General features: G+C 50.8%; 16 protein-coding genes. 13 read left to right on the top strand and 3 right to left on the bottom strand.

Features of this window, described 5'->3' with window-relative positions:
* Positions 1-133: 133 nt before the first annotated feature.
* The 5 genes from CVV44_13870 to CVV44_13850 all read left to right on the top strand — a co-directional run bounded on the left by CVV44_13870 (position 134) and on the right by CVV44_13850 (position 5666).
* Positions 134-1954, top strand: a complete 1821-nt coding sequence (locus tag CVV44_13870) for a hypothetical protein (protein ID PKL37435.1) — start codon at positions 134-136, stop codon at positions 1952-1954.
* Between the two features lie 68 nt (positions 1955-2022).
* Positions 2023-2508, top strand: coding sequence for an ATP-binding protein (locus CVV44_13865; GenBank protein PKL37434.1), 486 nt, complete (start codon positions 2023-2025; stop codon positions 2506-2508).
* Positions 2509-2521: 13 nt separating this feature from the next.
* Positions 2522-2896, top strand: coding sequence for a hypothetical protein (locus CVV44_13860; GenBank protein PKL37853.1), 375 nt, complete (start codon positions 2522-2524; stop codon positions 2894-2896).
* Positions 2897-2900: 4 nt separating this feature from the next.
* Positions 2901-4295 carry a class I SAM-dependent methyltransferase gene (locus tag CVV44_13855; GenBank protein PKL37433.1) on the top strand — a complete coding sequence of 465 codons (1395 nt, stop codon included), beginning with the start codon at positions 2901-2903 and terminating at the stop codon, positions 4293-4295.
* A gap of 15 nt (positions 4296-4310) precedes the next feature.
* Complete coding sequence (locus CVV44_13850; protein PKL37432.1) at positions 4311-5666, top strand: LacI family transcriptional regulator; 1356 nt, start codon at positions 4311-4313, stop codon at positions 5664-5666.
* A 46-nt stretch (positions 5667-5712) separates the two neighbouring features.
* Here the strand turns inward: CVV44_13850 and CVV44_13845 are convergent, their stop codons facing one another.
* Complete coding sequence (locus CVV44_13845) at positions 5713-6096, bottom strand: hypothetical protein (GenBank protein PKL37431.1); 384 nt, start codon at positions 6094-6096, stop codon at positions 5713-5715.
* Positions 6097-6326: 230 nt separating this feature from the next.
* On the opposite strand from CVV44_13845, the gene CVV44_13840 reads away from it, so the two are divergent.
* From CVV44_13840 to CVV44_13830, 3 genes are all read left to right on the top strand, one after another.
* Positions 6327-7967 carry a hypothetical protein gene (locus CVV44_13840; GenBank protein PKL37430.1) on the top strand — a complete coding sequence of 547 codons (1641 nt, stop codon included), beginning with the start codon at positions 6327-6329 and terminating at the stop codon, positions 7965-7967.
* Between the two features lie 308 nt (positions 7968-8275).
* Positions 8276-8863, top strand: coding sequence for a hypothetical protein (locus CVV44_13835; GenBank protein PKL37429.1), 588 nt, complete (start codon positions 8276-8278; stop codon positions 8861-8863).
* 93 nt (positions 8864-8956) lie between these two features.
* Positions 8957-9634, top strand: a complete 678-nt coding sequence (locus CVV44_13830; protein ID PKL37428.1) for an oxidoreductase — start codon at positions 8957-8959, stop codon at positions 9632-9634.
* A gap of 1 nt (position 9635) precedes the next feature.
* Here CVV44_13830 and CVV44_13825 read toward each other — a convergent pair whose 3' ends face one another.
* Both CVV44_13825 and CVV44_13820 read right to left on the bottom strand, forming a co-directional pair.
* The gene (locus tag CVV44_13825) at positions 9636-10802 is read right to left on the bottom strand and encodes a hypothetical protein (GenBank protein ID PKL37427.1); all 1167 of its coding nucleotides are present in this window, start codon (positions 10800-10802) and stop codon (positions 9636-9638) included.
* A gap of 5 nt (positions 10803-10807) precedes the next feature.
* Positions 10808-13168 carry a hypothetical protein gene (locus tag CVV44_13820; GenBank protein PKL37426.1) on the bottom strand — a complete coding sequence of 787 codons (2361 nt, stop codon included), beginning with the start codon at positions 13166-13168 and terminating at the stop codon, positions 10808-10810.
* 129 nt (positions 13169-13297) lie between these two features.
* Between CVV44_13820 and CVV44_13815 the strand changes: the two genes are divergently transcribed.
* The 5 genes from CVV44_13815 (at position 13298) to recB (ending at position 25481) form a co-directional block, all read left to right on the top strand.
* Positions 13298-15397: a hypothetical protein gene (locus CVV44_13815; protein PKL37425.1), complete on the top strand. Its 2100-nt coding sequence runs from the start codon at positions 13298-13300 to the stop codon at positions 15395-15397.
* Complete coding sequence (locus CVV44_13810; protein PKL37424.1) at positions 15394-16632, top strand: anaerobic sulfatase maturase; 1239 nt, start codon at positions 15394-15396, stop codon at positions 16630-16632. The genes CVV44_13815 and CVV44_13810 overlap by 4 nt, the downstream gene beginning before the upstream one ends.
* A 103-nt stretch (positions 16633-16735) precedes the next feature.
* The gene (locus CVV44_13805) at positions 16736-18706 is read left to right on the top strand and encodes a glycosyl hydrolase family 5 (GenBank protein PKL37852.1); all 1971 of its coding nucleotides are present in this window, start codon (positions 16736-16738) and stop codon (positions 18704-18706) included.
* 81 nt (positions 18707-18787) lie between these two features.
* Positions 18788-22090 carry an exodeoxyribonuclease V subunit gamma gene (gene recC, locus CVV44_13800; GenBank protein PKL37423.1) on the top strand — a complete coding sequence of 1101 codons (3303 nt, stop codon included), beginning with the start codon at positions 18788-18790 and terminating at the stop codon, positions 22088-22090.
* Positions 22083-25481: an exodeoxyribonuclease V subunit beta gene (recB, locus tag CVV44_13795; GenBank protein ID PKL37422.1), complete on the top strand. Its 3399-nt coding sequence runs from the start codon at positions 22083-22085 to the stop codon at positions 25479-25481. Before recC ends, recB begins: the two co-directional genes overlap by 8 nt.

Below are 25481 nucleotides of genomic sequence, written 5' to 3'. Positions count from 1 at the left end.
GGACGGTTTTTCATGGTAGAGTCCTCTGCAGGGAGTACAATGCCGGATTGATTATACTCCGTTTCCGGCAGATCGGAATGCATGTCGGCATGAAAATGTTGAGACTGTTGTTGAATAAAGCCAGAGGTTTTCCTTGAGTAAAGAAAATCAAAAAACCATTCTACTCGTCGAAGATGAAGCCGCAACCATGATGCTCGAATCAAAACAGCTGATGGACCACGGGTACAATGTCATCCAGGCCCTTGATGGTCATGAGGCTGTTGCAAAAGTCAGTACGCATCCCGGGGTCATTGATCTCATTCTTATGGATATTGATCTTGGGCAGGGAATTGACGGTACCGAAGCCGCTGAAATTATTCTGAAAAACCATGATATCCCCATCATTTTCGTTTCGTCGCATATGGAGCATGATGTTGTAGAGAAAACGGAGAAAATAACTTCTTATGGGTATGTGCTGAAGAACTCCAGTGTGACGATTCTCATGGCCTCAATCAGGATGGCCTTCAGGCTCCATGAGGCTCACCTTAAACTAAGGGAAAGTGAAGAGCGGTACCGCAGCATCGTGGAGAATGTTCCTTTGGGCATGTTCCAGTCGTCGCCGGAAGGCAAATTTTTTTACGTGAACCAGGCACTGGTGGAGATACTTAAATATGATTCACCGCAGGACCTGATCGATACGGTAAACGGGACATCCATAGCCGAGGCGATATATGAAGATCCCGCCAGGAGACCGGTCCTGGTTGATGAGGTAAGTCATGCACGGGGGGAGTGGAAAGCTTACGAAAACCGTTATCGTCGGAAGGACGGCATTATCATCGATGCCCTTCTCTCTTTTGGGAAAAAGATTGACACGCTGACGGGACAGTCCTATCTCCTGGGCTTTGTCCGGGACATCACCGAGAAGAAAAAGATGGAAAGAGATACCATCAACAAGCGGAAATATGCTGATAATGGAAAAGAAAAAGCAAACGGACATCTTAAAGCCGTTTTAAGCGCCCTGCCGGATGTTATGTTTGAACTGGACATGGACCGGCGGTTCCTGGCATTTCATGCGCGCGAGACGGACGAACTGTATATGCAGCCCCATGAATTTATCGGGAAAAAAATTGATGAGGTTATGCCGCCGGACATGATTCCGCTGCTTGATATAATGTTCCGTGAGACCCTTGAAAAGGGGAGCCATTCCGGTACGGCTTATAAACTCAATGTTCCAAAAGGTGAAACCTGGTATGAGTTGTCTGCGTCTATCATGGGGGATCCGTCTACAACGACCGCTCGTTTCATTGTTCTGGTTCGTGATATAACCGAAAGAAAAAGAAATGAAAAGGCTCTTTTTGATGCCCTGGAAGAAAACAGGGCATTGCTTCGGGAGCTTCAGCACCGTGTCAAAAACAGCCTTACCATGATTGGTTCCCTGACGATCCTTGAAGGAGCGCGTTCGGGGAATCCCGCCGTGGAAACTGCCATGAAAAATCTTGAAGGACGCATTAAAATCCTATCTGACCTCTATTCCATGCTCTATGAGTCGGGCAATGTGCGGGAAATACGCGCCGATATCTACCTGGGCAGACTCTGCGGGTCCGTGATGAAGGTGTATGGTAAGCATACGGGAGTTTCCATGATCCTGGATGAGGTTACCATGAATGTGAAAAAGGCCTCGGTCCTGGGTTTGATACTGAATGAACTGCTCACCAATGCCATTAAGTACGCCAGGGGCGGAATGGAAGACGGTTTAATAGAGGTGGCTCTGCATGTCCGGGAAGACCGTGTTGAATTATCTGTGGCCGACAATGGTCCGGGTCTGCCGGAAGATTTTCCGGTGCAGAAGGAAGGGGCGCTGGGACTCAAACTCGTGGATATGATGGCACAGCAGCTGAAAGGCGCTCTGACATACGAAAGCGGAGAAAAGACAATATTTACTATCGGTTTTCCCGTCGATGGTCGTTTAACTTGACTTTTATTCCGGCATGGGATAGAATTACATCTCAAACAAAAAGTGTCATATTTTTTCAGGAGTCGGTTATGGAAACCTATTTTGAAAAGCATATTAAACCGGACTGGGACGAAATAGAAACGGCCCGGGATATTACAAGAAAAATGCTGGAAGCCAACGGTGTTTCTCCCGAGTCCGTTGATGCCGTTATCATGGTTACGGGGGAACTTATTGAAAATGCCATTAAATACGGTACTTTCAGCAATGGACAAAATGATATTTTCTATTCTGTGGAGATTTCCGGCAGGATCATTACCATGGAGGTGAGAAACCCCATCGGCTCCGGCGAGGATGAAAATCTTATGAAGCTCGACAGAATGGTCCAGTGGATTCGAGGTTACCAGAATCCCTTCGAAGCCTATATAGAGAGACTTCAGCAAATAGCGGTCAAACCCTTCGAAGACGGGGAGAGCGGGTTGGGGCTTACGAGAATCGCCTATGAGGGGCAGTCCATCGTGGATTTCTATGCCGCTGCCGATAACAGCATTGCCGTCTCCGCCGTATACCACCTGTGAGAGTGAGAGGTATATCATGAAACAATCCGAATCGTTCAGCAATAAGACTCTCAGCCTTGAGGTGCATGACGGGACCGATGATATCAGCATTTACTGGAAAGGAAAAAGCACGGAACGCGAGCCGGGGATATTTCTCAACCCCATCCTTTCCGAGGCTCTTGAAAGGGGACTAAAAGAAAATAAAAAAATTATCATGGATTTCCAGCAGCTTGAGTTCATGAATTCCTCCACGGTCACTCCCGTTGCGAAGATGCTGGAGAAGGGGAAGGAGAACAAAAATAAGATCACCATATTCTACAGCAGGGGAAAAAAATGGCAGGAGCTTTCTTTTTCGGCCCTGCGAGTGTTTGAAACAGGCGACAATAATATAATAATAATTGGTAATTAAAAGTATGGAAGACAGACAGAAAATATACCAAGCCAGGCTCTGCGGTAATAACCGGGAGATACCCGGAGAAGTCGGATATTCATCGCGTTTTTCTCTTTCCATTCTGCTCCACGATGGTCAGGCCGTCAGGGACGGCGAGCAGTTCGAAAAACTGATAATCCAAACTGAAGGCAGGGAATACTCCCTTGACGCATGCAGGTTTCTCCTGGGAACGGGCAGGGAAGACGGGAAGGGGAAGATTATTTTCATACTGAACCTATATGATTTTGACGGTTTTTTCAATGACGGCAGACTGGTTAATTTTGACAGCTATTACAATAATCTTGTCCTGGTCCTGGCGCAGAAGGAAAAAATAAAGGATTTTTTCATCAGGTACACATCCAATCTTATCTTTGATCTTAACGTGTACCAGCATTTCTTCGATGACCTGGACAGAAAGATCGCCGACGAGCCCACCGAGGTGAGGGAATCGGTCACCCAGACCGTTCTGGATACGGAGGGACGGAAATTTCTTCACTTCCTCCAGGATTCCATGGACAGGCTGGCTGATGTCATACGGGACTTTACCCGGGAAGACCACGAACTGCACGGATTTTATTTACGGAAAAGCCTGTGGCCCATGATTCTCTGTTCGGAATTCATGACCAGGACGAATCTCAAGCCCCGCGGCTATGCCGGTGATTCGGAAATGATGAGGATGATATACGATAACGCCTTTGTGGGGGAAACGACCTTTTCAAAACTCATGTACAAGTACGGCGTGGAGGTTTCGGCGGCTCAGTCGGTGAGAAACCGGCGGATTATGATTCCCCGGATTCTTCGTCACGTGCAGGATGACTTCAGCCGGCGTACCGGAGAGCCCCTGCGCATCATGTCTGTGGCATGCGGTCCGGCCTATGAATTACAGGACCTCTTTCTCTGCGAGGATGATATCCGAAATTTTGAAGTCACGCTTCTCGACCAGGACGAGGAGGCGCTGCAGGAGGCCACTAAGGGAATCTGTGAAATCGAAAAGACCCTGGGTTACCAGGTGAAGGCGACCTATATCAGGGATTCCGTTAGGACCATGCTGAGGGAAAAAGATATAGATAAAAAATGGGGCAAGTTCAATTTTATCTATTCCATGGGCCTCTTTGATTACCTGACACCGCCCGTGGCGAAGGTCGTCCTGGAAAAAATGTACCAGATGCTTGAGCCGGGCGGGCAGATACTTGTGGGGAATTACCATGTTTCCAATGCCAGCAGGTGGTTCATGGAATACTGGCTCGATTGGGTCCTGTATTACCGGACCGAGGATGATTTCCGGCATCTGATGCGCGATACCGATGCCGTGGATATCAATGTTTTTTTCGAGGACAGCAAGTGCCAGATATTTCTCAATGCGAAAAAACCGCTGTAGCCTGAAAGGAGTTGTATGATAAAAACGCAGCCGGCATGGCTGAATGACGGCACCGAACTGGAAGGCATGACCTTTGACCTCTACTTGTACCGTATAATACATGACTGGTCGAAGGTGCTGGATGCTCTTGTTTTCACCCTGGTTCCCATGTTTTTCCTGCTTGATTATATAACTGTGCCGCCAGACCTTTTATTCAGATTCATTGTGTACCGTGTCACTGCAACGCTGTTCGCCGTAATCCAGTTCGCCATTCTCAGGAAGTCACGGCCAGGCCGCTGGTCGTATATCAATGGTTATATGGCGGCACTGGTAGTCGGGCTCAGTATCTCTCTTATGACCGCGGACCTGGGAGGCTTCGATGCCCGGTATTACGCGGGACTGAATCTCATTATTATAGCCGTTTCTCTTTTTCTTCCCTGGGAAGCCATTCATTCCGCCATGACGGGAATTCTTGTCGTTTCAATTTACATTCTGGTCAACCTTCTGTATGGGAACCGGGCATCGGGACCGAACCTTCTGAGTAACCTTTATTTCATGAGCGGCACGGTGATCATCTCGGTCATCATTACCCATGTGAAACATGCCCTGATTAAGAAAGAATTTTCACTCATCACGGAGCTGAAAATGGCCCGGGACGCCCTTTGGGGAGAGATGGAAATAGCCAAGAAGATACAGACATCGCTCCTTCCGGACCGACAGCAGATAGGCTCTTACCGAATCGCGGCATCCATGCTGCCGGCCGAAGAGGTGGGGGGCGATTATTATGATATTATCGAGACCGACAATGGTGAGTACTGGGTGACCATCGGAGATGTGTCGGGTCATGGCGTCGAATCGGGACTCATCATGATGATGACGCAGACGAGTATTTGTTCCATCGTGAACAGGTCAGCCGGGTTCGGTCCCTCCGATGTGCTGGCCCGAGTTAACAGCGTTATACACGGCAATATAAGAAGGCTGCGTTCAGATCTGTATATGACGCTCCTGGCGATCAGGCTCGATGATAAATATATCACCGTGGCCGGGAAGCACCAGGATATAATGGTTTACCGTTCCGGCAGCGGTACGGTGGAAGTCATACCAACGGAGGGAACATGGATTGGTCTCACGCGTGACATCAGGAGGACTCTCGCCGATCATACAATAGGGATACATGACGATGATGTAATTCTTCTTTTTACCGATGGTATTTCCGAGGCTGAAAATGAAGCGGGTGAAATGTTCGGATACGATAGACTCACGGATGCCCTGATAGAGAATGCGCCCCTGGAAGCCGGTGATATTGTTGCGAACATACTCAATGAGGCCGTCTCCTTCCTGGGGGAGCAGGTTGATGATATCACCCTTATCGCCATTAAAAAAGTATCGTAATGATGCCCACGCCGTATATATATGCCGTCTGTGCCGGAGGACCGGATCAGTGTATTTCGCTCAGGTAGTGCAAAAACTGGACAAAGGCTCTGTATGCCCGGTATGAACGGGAATCACGGTCGGTGATTTCGCAGCCGATTCGGTCACCCTGTCCGTCGTTGAAAGTATGTACAACCCTGAAGACCAGGGGAAACCGTATCTTCTCGCTGATGTGAATATAGGAATTGATTTCATCCCCCTCGGAAAAATCCGAGCCGGAAATGGCATAAAAGGCAAGGCCGTTTTCCGTGATGTCCTTGACGGGGATCGATCGTTTGCCCAGGGAGGGAATGACGAGGCTGACATTCCATATCCCCAGCAGTTCATCACGATAGTATGAGCGCACTTCACCGTTGTCATGGTTTTTATTGTTAACATTGTTTATGGTCATTCCATTATCCCTGTTGAAATGATATTTACAGTGTACTCCTTAAAGGGAGTATTTGCAACAAAATTATCAGCTTGCAGTTATTTTATCCACCTGTATGAAAAAAAATGAAGCCTGATGAAACAGAATATGAACATGTCCGGAAAAAATCGATTACGGGAAATCACCATGATGCAGCTCTGCCGGACCCGGTAAAAAACACTTGATGAAATAGAAATTTTGGACTATTATATATGGTATCCCATATCGAAATTTCCCATGAGGACGGCACACGCATGACGATAATAAAAAAACTACTGGATAAGTACCGGCTGAGGTTTGACGAAAATCTTGAACGGCGTTTTCTCGATGACTATTTTGACAAGTCTATCGTTGTAATGAGAATAGCGCTCGGACTCGGCATAATACTCTATGCCTCCTTCGGTATTCTCGATATTCTCATTGTTCCGGAAACAAAATACGCGGTCTGGTTTATCCGTTACGCCATTGTCGTCCCCCTCCTGGCAGGGATGATGATTCTATCATTCAGGACCCTCTTTAAAAAACATAATCAATTATTGCTCTCGTTCCTCGGGATTGTGCTGGGACTGGGCATTGTGACGATGATCGGCCTCGCTAAGCCCAGTGAGCTGGGATATGATTTTTATTTCAGCGGACTCTTCCTGGTCATCATGTGGATCTATGCCCTGGCCAGGCTGCGTGTGAAATATGCCATAATCTCATCATCGATCGTAGGGGCCGGATACATATTCGTGGAGATCCTGGTGAACAAAAGGTATGCGGGCGGACTGGGGAGCGACGGGCTCTCCATGTTCATAAATAATAATTTCTTTTTTTTATCGGCTAACATAATCGGTGTGTTTGCCTGCTTCACTATAGAATATTACCTGCGCAAGGATTTCCAACAGCGACAGATCATCGGTGATGAGCAGGTGCGGACCCTGAGGCTCCTGAGCACTGTGGATGAGACCGCCGTGGAACTCGTCTCGGGCAGCAGGGAACTCATCGATTCCAGTGAAAAGATCGACGTCATCATAAGCGAGCATGCCCGGCTCATGGAAGAGGTTATGAATATCTCCTCGGATATTTCAAAGAGCATCGAGGAAATACGGGGCAAATCGAATTTTCAGTACAGGACAGTGGAAGAAAATTTCACCAAGATACAGGAAATTTCCAGTCTCATGGAAGGCATCTATAATGACAGTACGGCCCAGAGCACTAAAGCCGAGGAAGCACTGAGGCTGGCCACGATAAATGAGCAGCACCTGCGGGAGACCGTCGAGTCCATAACGGACATGAGAATGAATTCACAGAAGATCGGTGAAATTTCAAAAACCATCAGTGAGATCGCCGACCAGACAAACCTCCTGTCGCTCAACGCTGCCATAGAATCGGCCAGGGCTGGAGAGCAGGGCAAGGGTTTCGCGGTCGTGGCCGACGAAATATCCAAGCTTGCCACCATGAGCGTTGATTCATCCAAGGAAATAGCCCTGATAATCAAGAATACCGTAAATAATATTGAAAATGTTTCATCCATGATCGAGAATCTGGCGCGATACCTGGACCAGGTTATTTCTTTCGTCAGGGAGAACTCCGACTTTATGACGGGCCTGAAGAACAATACCCTGAAGGAATTCCAGGAGAGCAAGGTGCTCTATTCAACGACAGTTGAGGTAGACAAGGCCGCGAAAGATGTCATAGATTATTCGGACCAGCAGGCCGGCTTCGTCAGGAAGATCGTCGACTGGATGGAGCGCATGAAGGTCCTGGGTGATGAAGTGCCCAAGAACCTGCGCGATATACAGGGTATTTCGAGGAACCTGGAAACCCGGTCAGGAAAGATGAACGAACTGCTTCAGCAAAAACAGGGATGACGTCACGGTGCCTTCCCGCATTCCGCGACTCGTGAAGAACATGGCGCGGCGCCAGGCCTTTTAAATAATCGATGCCTGACCGCCGCTACCTGTTGATGATTTACCTCATGCCAGGGGACTCGCTGATATTCCCTTCGTTTCAAAAGTAAAACTGTAAATACAGAGAGCCATCCATATTGGTATTAAAACCGTCCAATTGGGCCTGTTATCGATTTTTGTCTGTTGACTTTTATAAAATGGTTGCATATTATAAATATAGAGCATAGGCTGTCCAGTTCTGATAATAATACTGATAATGTATCCAATCGATGAAGGGGAAAATCATGAATAAAATACATATCTGCACGGCTTGCTTAGTAATCGCCTTCTTTTCCACGGGCTGCAATAAGGCCTATTACAATCTCAGCGGAACGAGTACTCCCAAGCATGCCTTGCCGGACAGTAAAAATCACAGCAAAAATTTCCGGGGCGGCGACCTGCAGAAATCGGATTTTGCCGGTGCCCTTCTTTATGGAGCCGATTTCAACAGCGCAAACCTTACGGGGGCAAATTTTTCCAACGCCGATCTGCGTAATGCCGACCTCCGGAACGCCGTTCTGACCGACGCAAATTTCAGCAAGGCCAATCTGAATGGAGCCATGCTGACCAGCGCGGTTCTGAAGAATGCCAATTTCAGGGAAGCCACTCTGCGCATGGCTGACCTGCGTTTGGCCGATATGACTGATGCGGAATTTGCCTCGGCAGACTTGCGCGGAGCCGACCTGAGTTTTTCCGAAATGGCCGGCATGAGACTTAATGATGCCGATTTCACCGGCGCAACAGTCAGCAAAAAATGGAAAGCAGTCCTGGAGCTTTATGGTGTCCGGGGCAGAAACGATGTTGTGTGGGTGGAATAACACTTTTAAGCCCATGGAAAGAATGAATGGAGGCCGCTGTGTTGAAGCGGCCTTTTTAATGTGCGGTGGGATCGAATTAAAGAGGAGGGGACAATGAAGAGAAAGGCGCTGATACTGGGGGCCTCCGGCCTGGTGGGAGGGAACCTGCTTGAACTGCTGCTCGATTCCGGCGAATATGAAACTGTTGCGGCATTGGTAAGGAAACCCGTGGGGAAAAGTCACGGGAAGCTCAGGGAGTATATCGTCGATTTTAACCGGTTGGAGGATTTTGTCGAACTTTTCCGGGTCGATGACATATATTGCTGCCTGGGCACCACGATTAAACAGGCAAAGACACGGGAGAATTTTCGCAGGGTGGATTACACGTATGTTGTGGAAGCCGCACGGCTCGGATCACGCATGGGAGCCCGGCAGTTTCTTGTCGTCACAGCCCTGGGTGCCGATGCAAGGTCGAAAATATTTTATAACCGGGTCAAGGGAGAGGTGGAGAGGGATGTGTCTTCACTGCCTTTCGGGTCCGTGCATATTTTTCGTCCGTCTCTGCTCCTGGGAGATCGCGGTGAGAAACGCCCGGGAGAGGCTGCGGGAACCGTGCTCTACGGGATTTTTTCCTTCATCTTTTCCGGTCCCCTGAGAAAATACAGGGCGATCCAGGCCGCAACAGTAGCCAGGGCCATGATCTCCGCAGCCGGGGAAGGGCTTTCGGGAGTGAACATCCATGACTCACAGTCCATGCAATTGCGCTATGAGAGGGAAGGGACGCGGGTATAGGTCAGGCCTGTGCTTCCCTCTTTATGGCGATGAGAATGACATCGGCTTCGAGGGGTGAATAATTGGTGTAATCGTTGAGCGACTCAATCAGGGTATGCACCAGGTCCGTGGAGGATGATTCCTTCTGCTTCATGAAGCTGGCATAGAGGTTGCTTTCTCCGTACTGCTCCTTTCCTGTTTCATTCGACGCGTTGATCATCCCGTTGGAATAATACAGGAGAATGTCGCCCGGTTCCATCATGAGCGACAAATCCTTGTAAAAAATCCGTTTCGCCAGGAGCCTGCCCACCTCGGTGGTCCCCAGGTTGGCATATCCATTTTTTTTCTTATTGTAAAAAAGTGTCATGAGCGGGCCGTAGGATGAGATCATGGTCTTTCCGGTTTTAATGTTGAACTGAAAAACCGAAATGTAGATCAGCGCATGCACAACGGCAATTATATTTTTCAGCTTCATGGTGATCGTTTCTATGAGGACCGATGGAGTCATTTTCTTGGATGCTTCCGATCTGATAAGGGTCCGGATGGCCGCCCCGGCGAATGTTGATGCCGCGTCATATCCCGAAACATCACATACCACTACCTGGTAGATGTTTTCATCGAGGTAGAAACCGTCGATGAAATTTCCACTCATGAGCTCGGCAGGCAGAAATGCGGAGCCTATCTGAAATCCCCGCACCACGTTGAATTTTGGAAAAAGCTTCGCCTGCATGTCCCTCATGTTGATGAGGTCCTTCTTGTAACGGTCGCTTCCCCGTATGGTCGAGGCGTCTTTTATCGAGTACTTGCCGGTAATATCAATCATAGCGGCGAAAAACTGAAGGAAGGGCAATTTTTCTTTGTCGAAGGGGGCGGTACTCTGAAACACACAAATAACGGAGGAGTTGTCGTCAGAAGTCACGGGAATCATCAGAATATGGATATCCTGGTTTTTACTGTTTTTTCCTTTAAGCTCCCTGTTCTCCCCGGAATTGTCTGTGGGAAAGTCGGGATTTTTCCGCAGCTCATCCACGGTGATAGGATTAAAATTTTCGATGCATGTGGCACTGTAAATGCTCTGGTATGCTTCCTCCTGCCGGGTTATTATTTCCACATGGCCGATGGAAAGCCTGCGCCCCGATGATACGAAGGAATCGGTTATATCTTTAATCTGCGGGGAGATGTCATTCATTTTTACTACATTCCTTCCAGTTCCTGTTTAAGCTTCATTTCAAAGTCATGGGGACTCACGGGCTTGCTGAAGTAGTATCCCTGGTACTGATCGCAGGAAAGGCTGTTGAGAAATTCCAGCTGTTCCCTGGTTTCAATGCCTTCCGCCACAACGGTAAAGTCCAGGTTATGGGCGAGCTCGATGATGGCCGTGGCAATGGTAACGGCCTTGCGGTCATGCGGCAGGTTGTCGACAAAGGATTTATCTATTTTTACCGTATCGATGGGCAGGTCCTTGAGTTTGCTCAGCGACGAATAACCCGTACCGAAATCGTCTATGGATATGGAAATACCCATGCTGTGGATGGCGAGAAGCTTCTTTCTCGCCTCGTCTTCGTTGCTCATGATGGCCGTTTCAGTTATTTCCAGTTCCAGCCATTTCGGATCGAGGCCCGTCTGCTGGATTATCCTCTCGAGGTTCGACACGAAATCGGGATGATTCATTTCCGGCGGCGATATGTTGACGGACACGCGTAGAGGAGGGTAGCCCATGTTCTGCCATTCCTTGTTATGGCGGCATGATTTCAGGAGCACGATGGAGCCGATCTTTTTTATGAGACCCGTGCGTTCGGCCAGGGGAATGAACACGAGGGGGGCCACCATTCCCTTTTCGGGAGAGTTCCACCGCACCAGTGATTCCATGCCGATGATCTTACCGTGGTAATTGTACTTGGGCTGAAAGTATGTTATGAGCTCGTCGTTGTTTATGGCGAGGGTCAGTTTTTCCTCGAGCTGAATATTGCTGATGATCTTTTCGTTCAGTTCAGCGTTAAAGAGCTGATAGCTGTTTCTTCCCTTTTCCCGAGCGCTGTCCAGGGAGAGGAGGCTGTTTTTAATGAGAAGTTCCGGTGATTCTCCGTCGGAGGGATATATGGTCACGCCGCAGCTGGCTGTGATGGAAATGCTCTTTGATTCTATCTCGAAGGGGTCTTCGAATATGGAAAAGGTTTTTTTTACGATCTCGATCACGCCCTCGGAATTGCCTATATCTGAGAGCAGTATCATGAATTTGTTGTCGTCATAGCGGGCAACCACATCATCGCCGCGGAATACTTCCTGGAGACGATGGGCTATTTTGCGGATGAGTTTGTTTTCCACGGAAGGGCCGTGGATATCGGTGATATTTTTCAGTTTGTCGATACCGATGCTCATGAGGGAGAAAACATTATGTTGGCGGTGGCGGTATGTTTTCTGTATCTCCGTGTAGAGTTTTTCTATGAGCATTTTCCGGTTGGGCAGCCCTGTAAGGGAATCGAAGAAGGTCAGTTTCTGGATGTACTCCTCGGCAAACTTGCTTTTTGATATATCGGTAAAGACCCCTTCTATAATGTCATTATCTGTATTGATCCTGGCTGACAGGGCGCTCCAGATGAAGGAACCGTCTTTTTTTCGCTGCTGAATTTCATAATCAAAAAGTTCCCTGCGGCTTTTCAGTTCGTTTATCACCATGTTTTTTTCATCGCTGGACGGGAAAAGATCGGCAAGGTTCAATTTCTCGATGATATTGTCGTTTTGTGCGTATCCCAGCATGCGATACGCCGTTGAGTTGGCATTGGTAAGTGTACCGTCCGACAGCCTGAAGGTTGCCATCCCCACCAGGGCGTTGTCATAGAGAACACGGTATTTATTTTCGCTTTCCTGCAGCCGCGTCTGGGACTTTGTGAGCTCCTCATTCATCGCCTCCAGTTCTTCGTTGGCGGCCGTGAGCTCTTCGTTCTGGGCCGAGATTTCCATCTCGGCCTCGGCCATTTTTTCAATGGCTGAGATATTTACTCTCAGGGTAAAGTAGGCTATGAGGGACATGATAAACAGGGCTATGAGATAATCGGCCAGGAGTCCGTTGATGATGAAATCAGAGAGTCCTAAATCTTTTTTCGTTTTTAAGAGGAATGCAACGAGTACCGTGGCGTTGATACCGAAATAAAGGGGAATGGCCTTCATTTTCCTCAGGGTGATGAGGGGGATCATGGTTATGAGCGCCAGGATAAAGACCAGGGAATTGATGATATTTATGTAAGGCTTGCCGCTGTCGCTGAAAATGATTATCCACATCAGGATGAGTATGGCAATGAGGTTCATGTGCGCGTAGATGCGGTAATATCCCTTTTTCAGCAGGAGCTGCAGGGCCACGAGAATGGCAAAGAGGAAGCCCAGGGGAATGGTCACAGCCGTATTTGACCGTCCCATTATGGTATATATGGCGACAACGGACGGTATTATCAGCATCATGCATATAGATATAATGGTGACAATCCGGGCCTTCTGCTGCAGAAGGAAATCCTCGTTTATATATTTGCTTAAAAAGTTATCGATTAATTTATTGAACATGTGCTATCCTCATGTCCATTATTCTATCATAAAAATAGTTTATGTCAAGGCCGGGGATTCGCTTTTTTTGGTTGCACAAATGGTTTTATAGCGATAGTATACTTCATTGCCCGGTTAAGGATAGAGTGCATGTATAAATTGCTGATATTAATGGCGCTGGCACTGTACGCCGGTACTGAAACAGGGGCTGCGTCGGAATATCCCCTTGCCCCTGGCGATTCGTTTCAAATGCTGAATCTGAGCGAAAATGCCGAGTACCTGGAGGATGCACGGGGCGTCTTCAGTGTGGAAGATGTCTTAAAGAGAGATGTAGCGTGGAAGCGGAACACGACCGGTTCAATGAACTTCGGATTTACCGATTCAGTATACTGGATACGGCTCATCATGGAGAATCCCGGAAGTCATTCACGTCTCCGGTATATCGAGATCAGCTATCCTATGATTGACCAGGTGGAATTATTTCCTCCCGTCGGGAATCCCATTGTAAGCGGCGACACGTATCCCTTCTCCAGCAGGCCCATTGTGGACCGGAATTTTATTTTTCCCGTGAACCTGGCAGGCGGTAAGAATATCATCCATCTCCGAATAAAAACAACCAGTTCTCTTAATTTCAGCATATATGCCTGGGAACCCGTTACCTTTCTGGAACGGTTGAACCGGGAACTCCCTTTTTTCTGGATATACTATGGCATTATGATAGTGATGGCCCTGTATAACCTGCTTCTTTTCTTTTCCGTGAGGACGGTCAAATACATCTACTATTCGCTTTTCATTGTTTCCATGACCCTGTTTCATCTGACTCTCAACGGTTTTGCCTTTCAATATCTCTGGCCCGGTTCCCCATGGTGGGCTAATAAATCCCTCCTGGTCTTTATGTGCACTAATATTGCCACGTCATCGCTTTTTATACGATCGTATGTGGAAACGGGGAAAAATTTCCCCTTCATCGATAAGCTCATTTTATACACGGTGTCTGTTCCTTCTGTTGTTCTGTGTTTCTGGTCCCCGTATCCGGGATATCAGACCGGCATACTGGCCGTTCTTGCCTTCAATATCTACGCCGTTATTCTTCTCTATGCCACGGGAGTTGTTGCCTGGTGGAACCATATAAAGCAGGGCAGATATATCCTCATAGGATTCACCCTGTTTTTTGTCGGTTTTTTCCTTTACAGTCTAAAGAGCTACGGGCTGATCCCGTCCGCATTCTTTACCGAATGGGGCATCCAGATAGGTTCGGCATGTATAGTCATTCTCTTCTCACTGGGCCTGGCAGATGAGATAAATGTTATGCGGCTCGATCTGTATGACCTGAACCTGGACCTCAAAAAGAACCGCGATGAACTGCGGGAACTGACGGGCAGCCTGGAGGTGAGGGTCGGCGAGAGAACCCGCGAACTCAATAAGGCGCTGAATGAAGTGGAACTGGTGAACCGTTATCTGCAGGAGAGCAATGTTAACCTGAAACGGACTAAGGAGATAGCCGAGCGTGATATGCACATGGCCGCCAATGTGCAGCGCAGCTTCCTGCCTCTTGAGGCTCCGCAATCGGACTCCTGGGACGTTGCCTATACCTTTAAACCAATGGTCCAGGTATCGGGCGATTTCTATGATTTCTATGTTTTTGATAAAAAACTGCGCGGCCTGGGAATTTTTGATGTTTCAGGGCATGGCATAGCATCGGGGCTCATAACCATGATCGCCCGATCAATGATATTCCGCAGTTTCAGCCGGGGTATCGATCATCCCGATTTCAATGTTGTTCTCGAGGACGGAAACCATAATCTTATAGAGGAACTGGGGGGAGTGAACAACTACCTCACAGGCGCCCTTCTTCGATTTCGGGATGACATGGTAGACTATGTTAATGCCGGTCATCCCGATGTTCTGCTGAGAAAAGCCGGCGGCGAAGTCGGGATCTTTGATGGCGGCGGTGAGAGTATCCGCGGCAACTATCTCGGCATAGCCGCCATGGAGGACCGTTACCGGTGTGTTTCACGGCCCGTAAACCCCGGTGATTTTCTGCTTCTGTATACCGATTCACTGGTGGAAACCATAATTGGAGGCTCCGATGAACAATATGGGCACGGACGTCTGAATAAAGCTTTCGGTGAAGCGCCGCAGGGGACCGCTGATGAGGTTCTGAATTATATACTGAATCACTTCTACTCCGTGGTGGGCCGGCAGGAGCTGGATGATGACCTTACGGCCATTGTCATTAAAAGGCTATGAAGAAGCTGAATTCCATTCTTGTTAAACCGGCAGGGCCTGACTGCAACCTGGCATGCCGGTATTGCTTTTATTACGGGAAGCAGGAGCTGTTTCCCGGCGGAAGCCCCCACCGCATGTCCATGGAGGTGCTGGAGGAGATGTTGAGGCAGCTCCTTGGGCAGAGCACCGGAGAAGCCTCCATCGGCTGGCAGGGCGGAGAGCCTACTCTCATGGGACTGGATTTTTTCCGCAGGGCCGTGGAACTGGAACAGCGCTACGGCAGGGGGCAGGTCATGGGAAACGGTATGCAGACCAACGGGTTGCTGCTGGACAGGGACTGGGCCGCTTTTTTCCGACAGTACAATTTTCTTGTGGGACTGTCAATCGACGGGCCGGAACATGTGCATGACCATTATCGCAGGACTGCCGGTGGCAGGGGGTCCTGGGCAAGAGTATTTGATGCGGCAAAACTTCTCCTCGATGCCGGTGTTGCCGTCAATGCCCTTTCCGTGGTGAATGATTATTCCGTACGGCATGCCGGCGAGACATATGATTTTCTAAAAGAAAACGGCCTCACGTATATGCAGTTCATTCCCTGTGTTGAAACTCATGAGGTCCATACGTTAGCGGTGAAGGATTTTTCCGTTACGCCCGATGCATACGGCTCTTTTCTGTGCACCATTTTTGATCGATGGATCGGTGATTTTCATGACGGGATTCCGTCCATATCGGTCCGTTTTTTCGATTCGGTGTTTTACCGTTATGTGGGAATGAATCCCCCCGACTGTACTCTTCTGGAGGAATGCGGGACCTATGTTGTCGTGGAGCATAACGCCGATGTCTATTCATGTGATTTTTTCGTCGGGGAGTCCTGGTTCCTGGGAAATCTCATGAAGGAGGACCTGGCTGCAATGCTCAATTCGCCGCGGCAGCTCGAGTTCGGCAGGCTGAAATCGGCGCTTCATGATGACTGCATCGCCTGTCCGTGGCTTGTTTATTGCAGTGGAGGGTGCCCGAAGGACAGGCACGGTGTATCTCATGAAAACAACAAAAGCTATCTCTGCGAGGCGTTCCGGATGTTTTTTGAACATGCCGATCCCGTTTTAACGATGCTGGCTGCCCGCTGGAAGGCGCAGCGTGCCGGGGATGCTGAAAGAGAATCGGCGAAAAGGATTGCTGCTGCCGGTATGCGTCCCGGCAGAAATGATCCCTGTCCCTGCGGCAGCGGACGGAAATACAAGAAATGCTGCGGGTGATCGGGAAAAATAAAGTTTTTCATTATATTGTTAATGAAAAACTTTATTTTTCGAGGTGCCCATAAGTAAATGAGCGAGTAACATGATAAAGGAGATCGAAAAGATGGAACTTTCAAAACTGCACATAGACGGGCAATGGTTTACCGATGAGTACGGCCGCAGGGTAATTCTCCGCGGCGTCAACCTGGGCGGGGACTGCAAGGTGCCCTGGCCCGACGGCGGGACTCATATTCCCACGGATTTTTCCGATCACCGCGAGGTTTCCTTTGTCGGCAGACCCTTCCCTCTCGATGAGGCCCATGAGCACTTGTCGCGTCTTCGCGGCTGGGGGTTTAACGTGCTGCGGCTCCTCACCACCTGGGAGGCCGTGGAGCACCGGGGACCAGGGGAATATGACGAGGAATATCTCGATTATTACGCGAAGATATGTGATATGGCCGGCAGGTACGGCCTGTTTGTCTTTGTCGATTTTCACCAGGATGTATGGAGCCGCATGACCGGCGGTGACGGCGCTCCCTGCTGGCTCTTTGAAAAAATCGGTATTGATTACACGAAGATAAGTGCCGCTGACGCGGCCCTGGTGATGCAGATGAAGTACGATTACAGCGATCCCCGGCCCAGGCAGGAAGAAAACTATCCCACCATGAACTGGTTCACCAATTACCGGTACAGCGTAAATGGTATCATGTGGACGCTCTTTTTCGCCGGCCGTGACTTCGCACCGGAAATGTTGATTGACGGTAAAAACGTCCAGGACTATCTGCAGGGGCATTATATCGATTCCATGGTCCAGGTGGCGAAACGGGTGAAGGATATGCCCCATGTGCTGGGCTTCGATTCCCTCAATGAACCCGGCCAGGGATGGATCGGCAGCGCTATGGATCTCAGTGATGTCGATTATTACAAAGGGGAACCGGAAATGCCGGGCATAATCTGGTCGCCCGTGAACGCCCTGGCAGCTTCCCATGGCCTCTGTCTCGAGGTTCCCATGGCGAAGGTTTCCCTGCTGAAAGGGAGGCCCGTGCCCCGCGGGACCGTAACAGTCAACAGGAACAGGGTCTCCATCTGGCTGCCGGGACACACCGATCCCTTCCAGTCGGCAGGGGCCTGGGAACTGAAAGGGGACGGCTCTTTTGCCATACTGCGCAATGATTTCTTTCGGACCGTGAAGGGAAAGCCCGTTGAATTCGAAGAGGACTGCCTGTCTCCCTTTATGGGCCGTGTAGCCGATGCAGTCCGTTCCATAAGGAAGGACTGGATGATTTTCGGTGAGAAGCCGGCCGAAAAGGCCTTTTATCATCCCCGTTTAAGCGGAAGCATGCCGGAAAACTTCATCAATGCCACGCACTGGTATGACAACGTGATACTGGGCCTGAAAATGGTGAGCTATCCCGTCACCAGGGATCTGCTCAGGGACCGGTGGGTTTTCGGGTTACGCAATATCGAAAACATGTATGTGCACCAGCTGGGTCGTTTCCGGGAAGCCTCGACAGCGATCAACGGGGGCTGTCCCACGCTTATAGGTGAATTCGGCATTCCCTACGATATAAATGGGGCACGGGCCTACAGGAAATGGGACAGGGGAAAGCGGAACGGCAGGATATGGAAGAAGCACGTGCAGGCCCTGGACCTCATGTACAATGCCATGGACCGGCTCTTTCTTAATTCCACGCAATGGAACTATACTGCCTCGAACCGAAACGATCTGCGCGCCGGCGATGGCTGGAACCAGGAGGATCTGAGCATTTTTTCACGCGATCAGCAGACGGACAAAAATGACAGCAGCAGCGGCGGCAGGGCACTGGAAGGCTTTGTCCGTCCCTTTGCACGGCTGGTACAGGGAACGCCGCTGGAAATGAAATTTGACTTGATGAGCGGGCTTTTTGTGCTGGTCTTTGAGGCAGATCCGGATATTCCTGAGCCTACGGAAATATTTGTTCCGGCACTGCAGTATCCCCGGGGATATGCGATTGAGGCCCAGGGAGCGGATATCGTCGAGGACAGGGAGGGCCAGGTTGTTTTTCTGAAGGCACGGAAAAAAGAAAGGCTTGCGGTGAGAATATCCCGCTCGTGAGCATTCTTTTCCTTGACATCTTATGTCACCTGCTGTACTTCTGTATAAAGAGTCACTTACAGGAGCAGCGGACGGCATGGCATGACGGGAACGCCGGGAATTCATCTCTATACCAGCAACAGGCTTGAAGCTCTCGCCCATGAGGCCGCCCGCGTTCTCCGCGAGGACCCGGCCCCTTCACCGTTTCATCGCGAGGTGATTATGGTCCAGACCGAGGGAATGAAGCGGTGGCTCTCGCTGCGCATGGCGGACCACAACGGCATCTTTTCCAACGGACTTTTCATATCACCGGCTGAACTCCTTTCCATGATAGAACGCGACGTCATATCCGCCTCGTATGCCGGTTCCCCCTTCGAAAGGAACGCCTTTCCCTGGACCATTATGAAATTTCTGGACGAAACGGCGGGGGAGGATCATGATCTGTCCATCGTGACAGACTATGCTGCAGGCAACGCGCTCAAGCTCTACCAGGTTTCTTCGAAGATCGCCGATATGTTTGACCAGTACGCCATATACCGGCCGCAGATGCTCCAGGCCTGGGAATCGGGGAAGCTGTTTTATGAAAGTCCCCATGAGCTGTGGCAGCGGAAAATCTGGCTTGCCCTGAAGGAGAGACACGGTTCCCGGTATCCTAACCGATATACCTCACTGATGAGCTGCCTGCGCGCCCTGGAATCACCGGACGCCGAGGCGATGAACCGGCTTCCGCGAAGGGTCCTGGTCTTCGGCATATCGGTACTTCCCGATTTTTATATCAGCCTGCTTCGCGGTCTGTCCGCCCATACGGCGGTACACCTATTTCTCATGAATCCCTGCCGGTATTACTGGGGGGATATCCGCTCGGACCGGGAACTGGCGCGCCTGAGAATGAAACTGAAAAACCGGGACACGACGCTCGAGGAATACCATTATGAAAAGGGAAATACCCTCCTGGCCTCCATGGGGAAATCGGGCAGGGATTTCTTTTCATCGATATATTCCGGCGGCGATATGGATGCCGCTGAAGAATCATTTTTTGATGAACCGCAGGGGGAGACGCTTCTGATGCGGATACAGGGAGATATTCTTAACCTATCGGAAAACGGCGGGGAGGTACGGGAAAAAAAACCCTTGGATCCCCGCGACGCCTCGGTTCGGGTCGCCTCGTGCCACAGCGCCATGAGGGAGGTGGAAGTTCTCCATGATTACCTGCTGTCTCTTTTTGATGAGGATAGCACCCTCATGCCGTCCCATGTTCTCATACTGACGCCCGATATCAACGCCTATGCCCCCTACATCGACGCCGTGTTCGGCACGGCCAGCGAGAATGTCCGTTTTCCCTATTCCATCGCCGACAGGAGCATAAGTTCGGCCAACCGTATAGCCGGGCTCTTCCTCGGCCTCTGCGACCTGGCCGTGAGCCGCCTTGAAGCATCAAAGGTGCTCACCCTCCTGGGAGCAGAACCGGTCCGCGATCATTTTGGTCTTGACCTGGCCGCCCTGGATCAGCTCCAGCAATGGGTTGCCGACACAGGCATCCGATGGGGAGCCGACGGTGCTTTCAGGGAAAAGCTGGGTCTTCCGGGATACGAGGAAAATACCTGGATTGCCGGCCTGGACAGGATGATCCTGGGCTATGCCATGGCCGGCGGCGGGGAAGCCTTTTTTCATGATGTCCTTCCCTTCGACCGGATCGAAGGGACCCTGGCAGGCGTGCTGGGAAAATTCATGACCTTTATGGCCAGGGTTCTGGAACTGGTGGAGGGAGTCGGGAAAGCCAGGAGCCTGTCGGCGTGGCGCCTGTTTTTTATTGATATGCTCGATTCGTTTTTTATGACCACCGACGAAAAGGAGAATGAGTTCCGGTACATCCGCAACCAGCTCGACCTGCTTGAGACTGTTGAAAAGACAACGGGTTTTTCAGAGGTCGTGGACTTTGCCGTCATGAAGCATTTTTTTACGGAACGCTTCGATAATGAAATGACCTCGCGGGGCTTTATAACGGGCGGACTGACCTTTTCGTCCATGGTGCCTTTGCGCAGCATTCCTTTCCGCGTCATCTGTCTCCTGGGAATGAACGATGAAGCCTTTCCGCGGCGCACCAGGCCTCCGGGATTTGACCTCATGGCCCTCAGTCCCCTGCCCGGCGACAGGAACACACGGGAAAGCGACCGCTATCTTTTCCTGGAGACGCTTCTCTCGGCCCGGGAAAGACTGTATATCAGCTACGAGGGAAGGAGTATCAGGGATAACTCCGAGATGCTTCCTTCGAACCTGGTGGTGGAGCTCCTGGATTATATTGAAAAAAATTATATTTCATCGAATCCCGGCGGAATCAGGGACCGCATTGTCGTGGAGCATCCCCTGCAGTCTTTCAGTCCCCGTTATTTTGCCGGCGGCGACGACCGCCTCTTCAGCTTTCGGCAGGATAACTGTGACGCGGCGAAAAGGCTCTCCTCCCAGGGAAAACCGGGACGAAATTTTTACCGGTATCGCATACCCCTCCCGAACCTCACTGAAGAATTCGGGGATATGAGCGTGGAGGAACTGATCCGGTTCCTGAAAAACACCTCGGCCCATTTTCTGGGGAGGCGTCTCCATGTCGATATGGCTCCTGTACAGGCGCAGTATGATGACCGGGAGCTGTTTGTCCTGGACCGGCTGTCGCGCTATATGCTGTCCGATGATCTGCTGAAACATTTTCTTGTTAATGGAGAAGATCGCGGTCTCATGGAGATTTACCGGGCCAAAGGCCTGCTGCCCCATGGTACGGCGGGACAACTCGATTATGAAAGACTGTCGGCGCGCATCCGTGACTTCGGCGGAAGGATAACCCGCGCCGTGGCCGGAAAGGAATGCAGCCGGCGGGTCCTTTCAATCCCCTGTGGGGATGTTAAACTTTCGGCGGCGGTAAAGAATTTGTATGACGATGAGCTGATTCTTTTCAGGCCCTCGGGCCTGAAGCCCATGGATCGTCTCCGGCTCTGGATATATCATCTTTATCTTTGCACCGCCGGCTATCCCGTTAAAAGCACGTTTCTCTCTTACAATGCGGAGCTGTCCATGGAACCGGTTGAGGGCGCCGCGGATATACTCCGGGGAATAATCGATCTCTTCCGCGAGGGACTCGGGCGCTGCGTACCCTTCTTCCCCGCCTCCTCCTGGGCCTATTATGAAGGTCTTTTCCAGGGACGGGATCCGGGCCATGCGTCAGCCTTGAAGAAGGCTATGGGTAAATGGAACGATGGTTTTGAAATTGCCGGCGAGCGGGAAAGTGACCCCTATGTTGAGCTCTGTTTCGGCGGTATGGATATTCGGGACATGACTGATGATTTTGTAAACTGCGCCCGTATCGTGTTCAGGGACTATAATCTCCATGCCCGCGAGGAGGCAGTGAATGACTAGGCGGATTCCCTTCGATCCCCATGCCGTTTCGCTCCGGGGCACCGCCCTGGTAGAGGCCAGCGCCGGAACGGGCAAAACCTACAGTATTGCCGTTCTCTTCCTGCGGTTTATCGTGGAGATGAAAATCCCCCTGGAAAAAATACTTGTGGTGACCTACACCAGGGCAGCCACGGCGGAACTCAAGGGGAGGATTCGTCATTTTCTCCGGGCCGCCGTGGAAATATGGGAGGGACGGCCCGTCTGTGAGAGGGGCACCGAGGATGATATAGGGAAAATTGTAGACCGTTCGCTGGAGAGCCCCGACAGAGAGGAACGGTTCGGCCTGTTGAAGCAGGCTGTCATCTGTTTCGACGAGGCTGCCATTTTCACCATTCACGGTTTCTGCCAGCGCGTTCTGGGCGATTACGCCTTTGAAACGGGTTCCCTGTATACGGTGGAAATGATCACGGATCAGGGTGAAATAGTACGGGAGATCGTGGAAGATTATTACCGGAACATGATCGTGCCGGCTCCGGCGCCCGTGGCGGCATACCTGCGGTCCCGGAAATTTACCGTGGATATGCTCATGGCCTTCATCGGCGTCGCCATCAATCATCAGCTCGTGGAACTCAGGTATCCCCGTGACGCCGTTCAGGAAAATGCCCTGCTGGCCTGGAATTCAGTGAAGAATGAATGGAAAACCTCTGCCGAGGATATAAAAAATATCCTCATGACTTCGCCGGATCTGAATAGAAACATTAAAAACGGATTCAAACATCAGTCCCTGGAAACGCTTTTCCGGCAGGTGAATTTCTGCATGGACCATGACGATGCCGATTACGGTGTGTTTTCGAAGTTCGCGGCGTCCAATATGGCTGAGCAGACAAAGGCAAAAAAGACAACGCCGGAACACCCGTTCTTCGACCTTTGTCAAAACCTTGTGGATGCCATGGAATCGAACATGCACCGCCTGAAGGGTGAACTCTTCCGCTTCGTGCGTGATGAACTGCCGCTGCGGAAGGAACGGAACAATGTCCAGTATTTCGACGATCTCCTGGTCCGGCTCTATGATGCGCTCAAATCGGAAGGACAGGGTGAAATGCTGGTGCGCGCTCTCAGGGGAAAGTACAGGGCCGCCCTTATCGATGAGTTCCAGGATACGGACGCGCTGCAGTATTTCATATTCAACGGCATATTCAACCACGGCGATGGGATTCTTTTTCTTATCGGAGATCCGAAACAGTCAATTTACGGATTTCGTGGAGCCGATGTATTTTCGTATATAGAAGCCTCGGGTAAAATCGCCAAAAAGCACACCCTGAAGATAAACTGGAGGTCCGAAGCGCCCCTGGTCCAGGCCTTCAATGAACTTTTCGCCAGGGAGAATCCCTTTGTTTTTCAGGGGATAGGGTATGAAGACGTGGAAGCGGCAGGCAGGGCCGATGAGAGTCCCCTGCTTGTCAACGGAGAAAGGCGGCCCCCCCTGGTTATATGGAACTATCCCTCGGAGCAGCCTCTGTCAAAAGGAGCGGCGCAGCCCATGATCATCGAGAGAGTTGTGGCCGAGATACAGCACCTTCTTTCCGGCGGGGCCGTCCTGGGCGGTAGCAGGGTCAGGCCCGGTCATATCGCCATCCTGGTACAGAAATGGTATGAGGCGCGTGACCTGAAGCTGGCCCTTGATGCCGCCGGTATCCCCGCCATCATGAGCGGCGTGGCCGGCGTGTTCGCCTCCGGTGAAGCCCGTGATCTCATGCTCGTCCTTCGGGCCGTGGCGGAGCCTTCAAACGACTCATCCATGCGCGGGGCCCTGGTTACGAACCTCATGGGGTATGATCCTCCTTATTTGGAAAACTTCAACCGTGATGATGTCCTCCGTGAAGAATGGCTCCAGAGGTTCAGGGAGTATCACCGCCTGTGGGAAAAGAAGGGATTTATCTATATGATTTCCAGCCTTTTTTTCGACAACGGTATAAAGACGGGTCTGATGGCCGCCACGGACGGTGAGCGCCGTCTCACCAATCTCTTTCACCTCGTGGAACTCCTGCACCGGCAGTCGCTGCATGGGGTCACGGGTATGCATGATCTCGTCAAATGGTTCATGGAACGAATTGGCGATGAGAAGACCCGCAGCGAGGAATATGAACAGCGCCTCGAAAGCGATGAAAACGCTGTCAGGATCGTGACAGTCCATCGCAGCAAGGGTCTCCAGTACCCCATTGTTTTTTGTCCCTTCCTGTGGGACACCGCCGATCTCCGGGATGAGAGCGCCTTCACCTATCATGACGGGACAAAGGAATATCTCGCCGTCGGTATCGATGACGCTGCTGCCGTTGAAGCAGCGGGCCGCGAATCCCTTGGGGAGAAGCTGCGGCTTTTCTATGTTGCCGTGACAAGGGCCCAGCACCGATGCTACCTGGCCTGGGGGAATTTCAATAAAACCGGGGGAAGCGCCGCCTGGTATCTGCTCAACGATATGGAGGAACGCCTGGGGCACAGCAAAGTGATCAGTATTGAGGAAGCCCCGCTCATGGGTGCTTCCAGGTATGAACGTTCCCTGCCCGATACGGAATATGCCTGCCGGAGTTTCAGCGGCGCAATTACGCGGCGTTGGAAAATAAGCAGCTTCTCCGCTCTTGCCGGGGGGCATTCGTACGCCGGGGTCGAGGACCGCGACGGCCTGGCCGGAGAAACCACGGAAAAGGCGCAGGGTGCGGCAGTTTTCCGGGATCGAACCGCTGTCCTTCCCGGGGGAGCCCGTACGGGGACGGCCCTCCACAGAATATTCGAGCTTATTGATTTTACGGCGCCGGACCTGGAAACAGTGATTCCCGCCGTTCTCGCCGAGTATGACCTCTCCGGGAAAAACGGCTCTGCCGTCGAACTGGCAGGGGACATGGTGAAAAGGGTACTGGCGGTTCGTCTGGGGGAGGATGATTCCTTTACGCTGTCCATGGTGCCATGGGAGGACCGGCTTACGGAACTGGAATTCTTTTTCCCCATCGGGCATCTTTCTCCCGATTCCCTGCAGTGCATTGACGCCGATATACGCATCGGTGAGGTGGAGGGGTTTCTTCATGGCTTCATTGACTGCATCTTCCGTGTCGGCGAACGGTATTATATTATCGACTGGAAATCCAATTACCTCGGTGATTCGCCCGAAGACTACGGGGAAGAAAAACTTCGCGAGGCCATGAAAAAGCACCGCTATGATCTGCAGTATCATATATACACCGTGGCCCTTCACCGCTACCTGTCCCTCACTCTCGGGGACTATTCCTATGAAAATAATTTCGGCGGGGTGTACTACATTTTTCTCCGGGGAGCCGATCCCGGGACGCGGTACGGCATTTTTTATGACCGGCCCGGCAGGGAAAAAGTTGAAAAGATCATGACGATGATGGCAGGCTGA

The organism is Spirochaetae bacterium HGW-Spirochaetae-1 (assembly GCA_002839375.1).
Taxonomy (GTDB): Bacteria; Spirochaetota; UBA4802; order UBA4802; family UBA5550; genus PGXY01.
The sequence above is the reverse complement of the archived record's forward strand: the minus strand, read 5'-3'. Positions and strand labels throughout refer to the sequence as shown.

What these genes read in the sequence shown, in the direction of transcription:
- CVV44_13865 (PKL37434.1), top strand. Translation starts at nt 2,023, where the DNA reads ATGGAAACCTATTTTGAAAAGCATATTAAACCGGACTGGGACGAAATA.
- CVV44_13855 (PKL37433.1), top strand. Translation starts at nt 2,901, where the DNA reads ATGGAAGACAGACAGAAAATATACCAAGCCAGGCTCTGCGGTAATAAC.
- CVV44_13850 (PKL37432.1), top strand. Translation starts at nt 4,311, where the DNA reads ATGATAAAAACGCAGCCGGCATGGCTGAATGACGGCACCGAACTGGAA.
- CVV44_13845 (PKL37431.1), bottom strand. Translation starts at nt 6,096, where the DNA reads ATGACCATAAACAATGTTAACAATAAAAACCATGACAACGGTGAAGTG.
- CVV44_13840 (PKL37430.1), top strand. Translation starts at nt 6,327, where the DNA reads ATGGTATCCCATATCGAAATTTCCCATGAGGACGGCACACGCATGACG.
- CVV44_13835 (PKL37429.1), top strand. Translation starts at nt 8,276, where the DNA reads ATGAAGGGGAAAATCATGAATAAAATACATATCTGCACGGCTTGCTTA.
- CVV44_13830 (PKL37428.1), top strand. Translation starts at nt 8,957, where the DNA reads ATGAAGAGAAAGGCGCTGATACTGGGGGCCTCCGGCCTGGTGGGAGGG.
- CVV44_13825 (PKL37427.1), bottom strand. Translation starts at nt 10,802, where the DNA reads ATGAATGACATCTCCCCGCAGATTAAAGATATAACCGATTCCTTCGTA.
- CVV44_13820 (PKL37426.1), bottom strand. Translation starts at nt 13,168, where the DNA reads ATGTTCAATAAATTAATCGATAACTTTTTAAGCAAATATATAAACGAG.
- CVV44_13815 (PKL37425.1), top strand. Translation starts at nt 13,298, where the DNA reads ATGTATAAATTGCTGATATTAATGGCGCTGGCACTGTACGCCGGTACT.
- CVV44_13810 (PKL37424.1), top strand. Translation starts at nt 15,394, where the DNA reads ATGAAGAAGCTGAATTCCATTCTTGTTAAACCGGCAGGGCCTGACTGC.
- CVV44_13805 (PKL37852.1), top strand. Translation starts at nt 16,736, where the DNA reads ATGGAACTTTCAAAACTGCACATAGACGGGCAATGGTTTACCGATGAG.
- recC (PKL37423.1), top strand. Translation starts at nt 18,788, where the DNA reads ATGACGGGAACGCCGGGAATTCATCTCTATACCAGCAACAGGCTTGAA.
- recB (PKL37422.1), top strand. Translation starts at nt 22,083, where the DNA reads ATGACTAGGCGGATTCCCTTCGATCCCCATGCCGTTTCGCTCCGGGGC.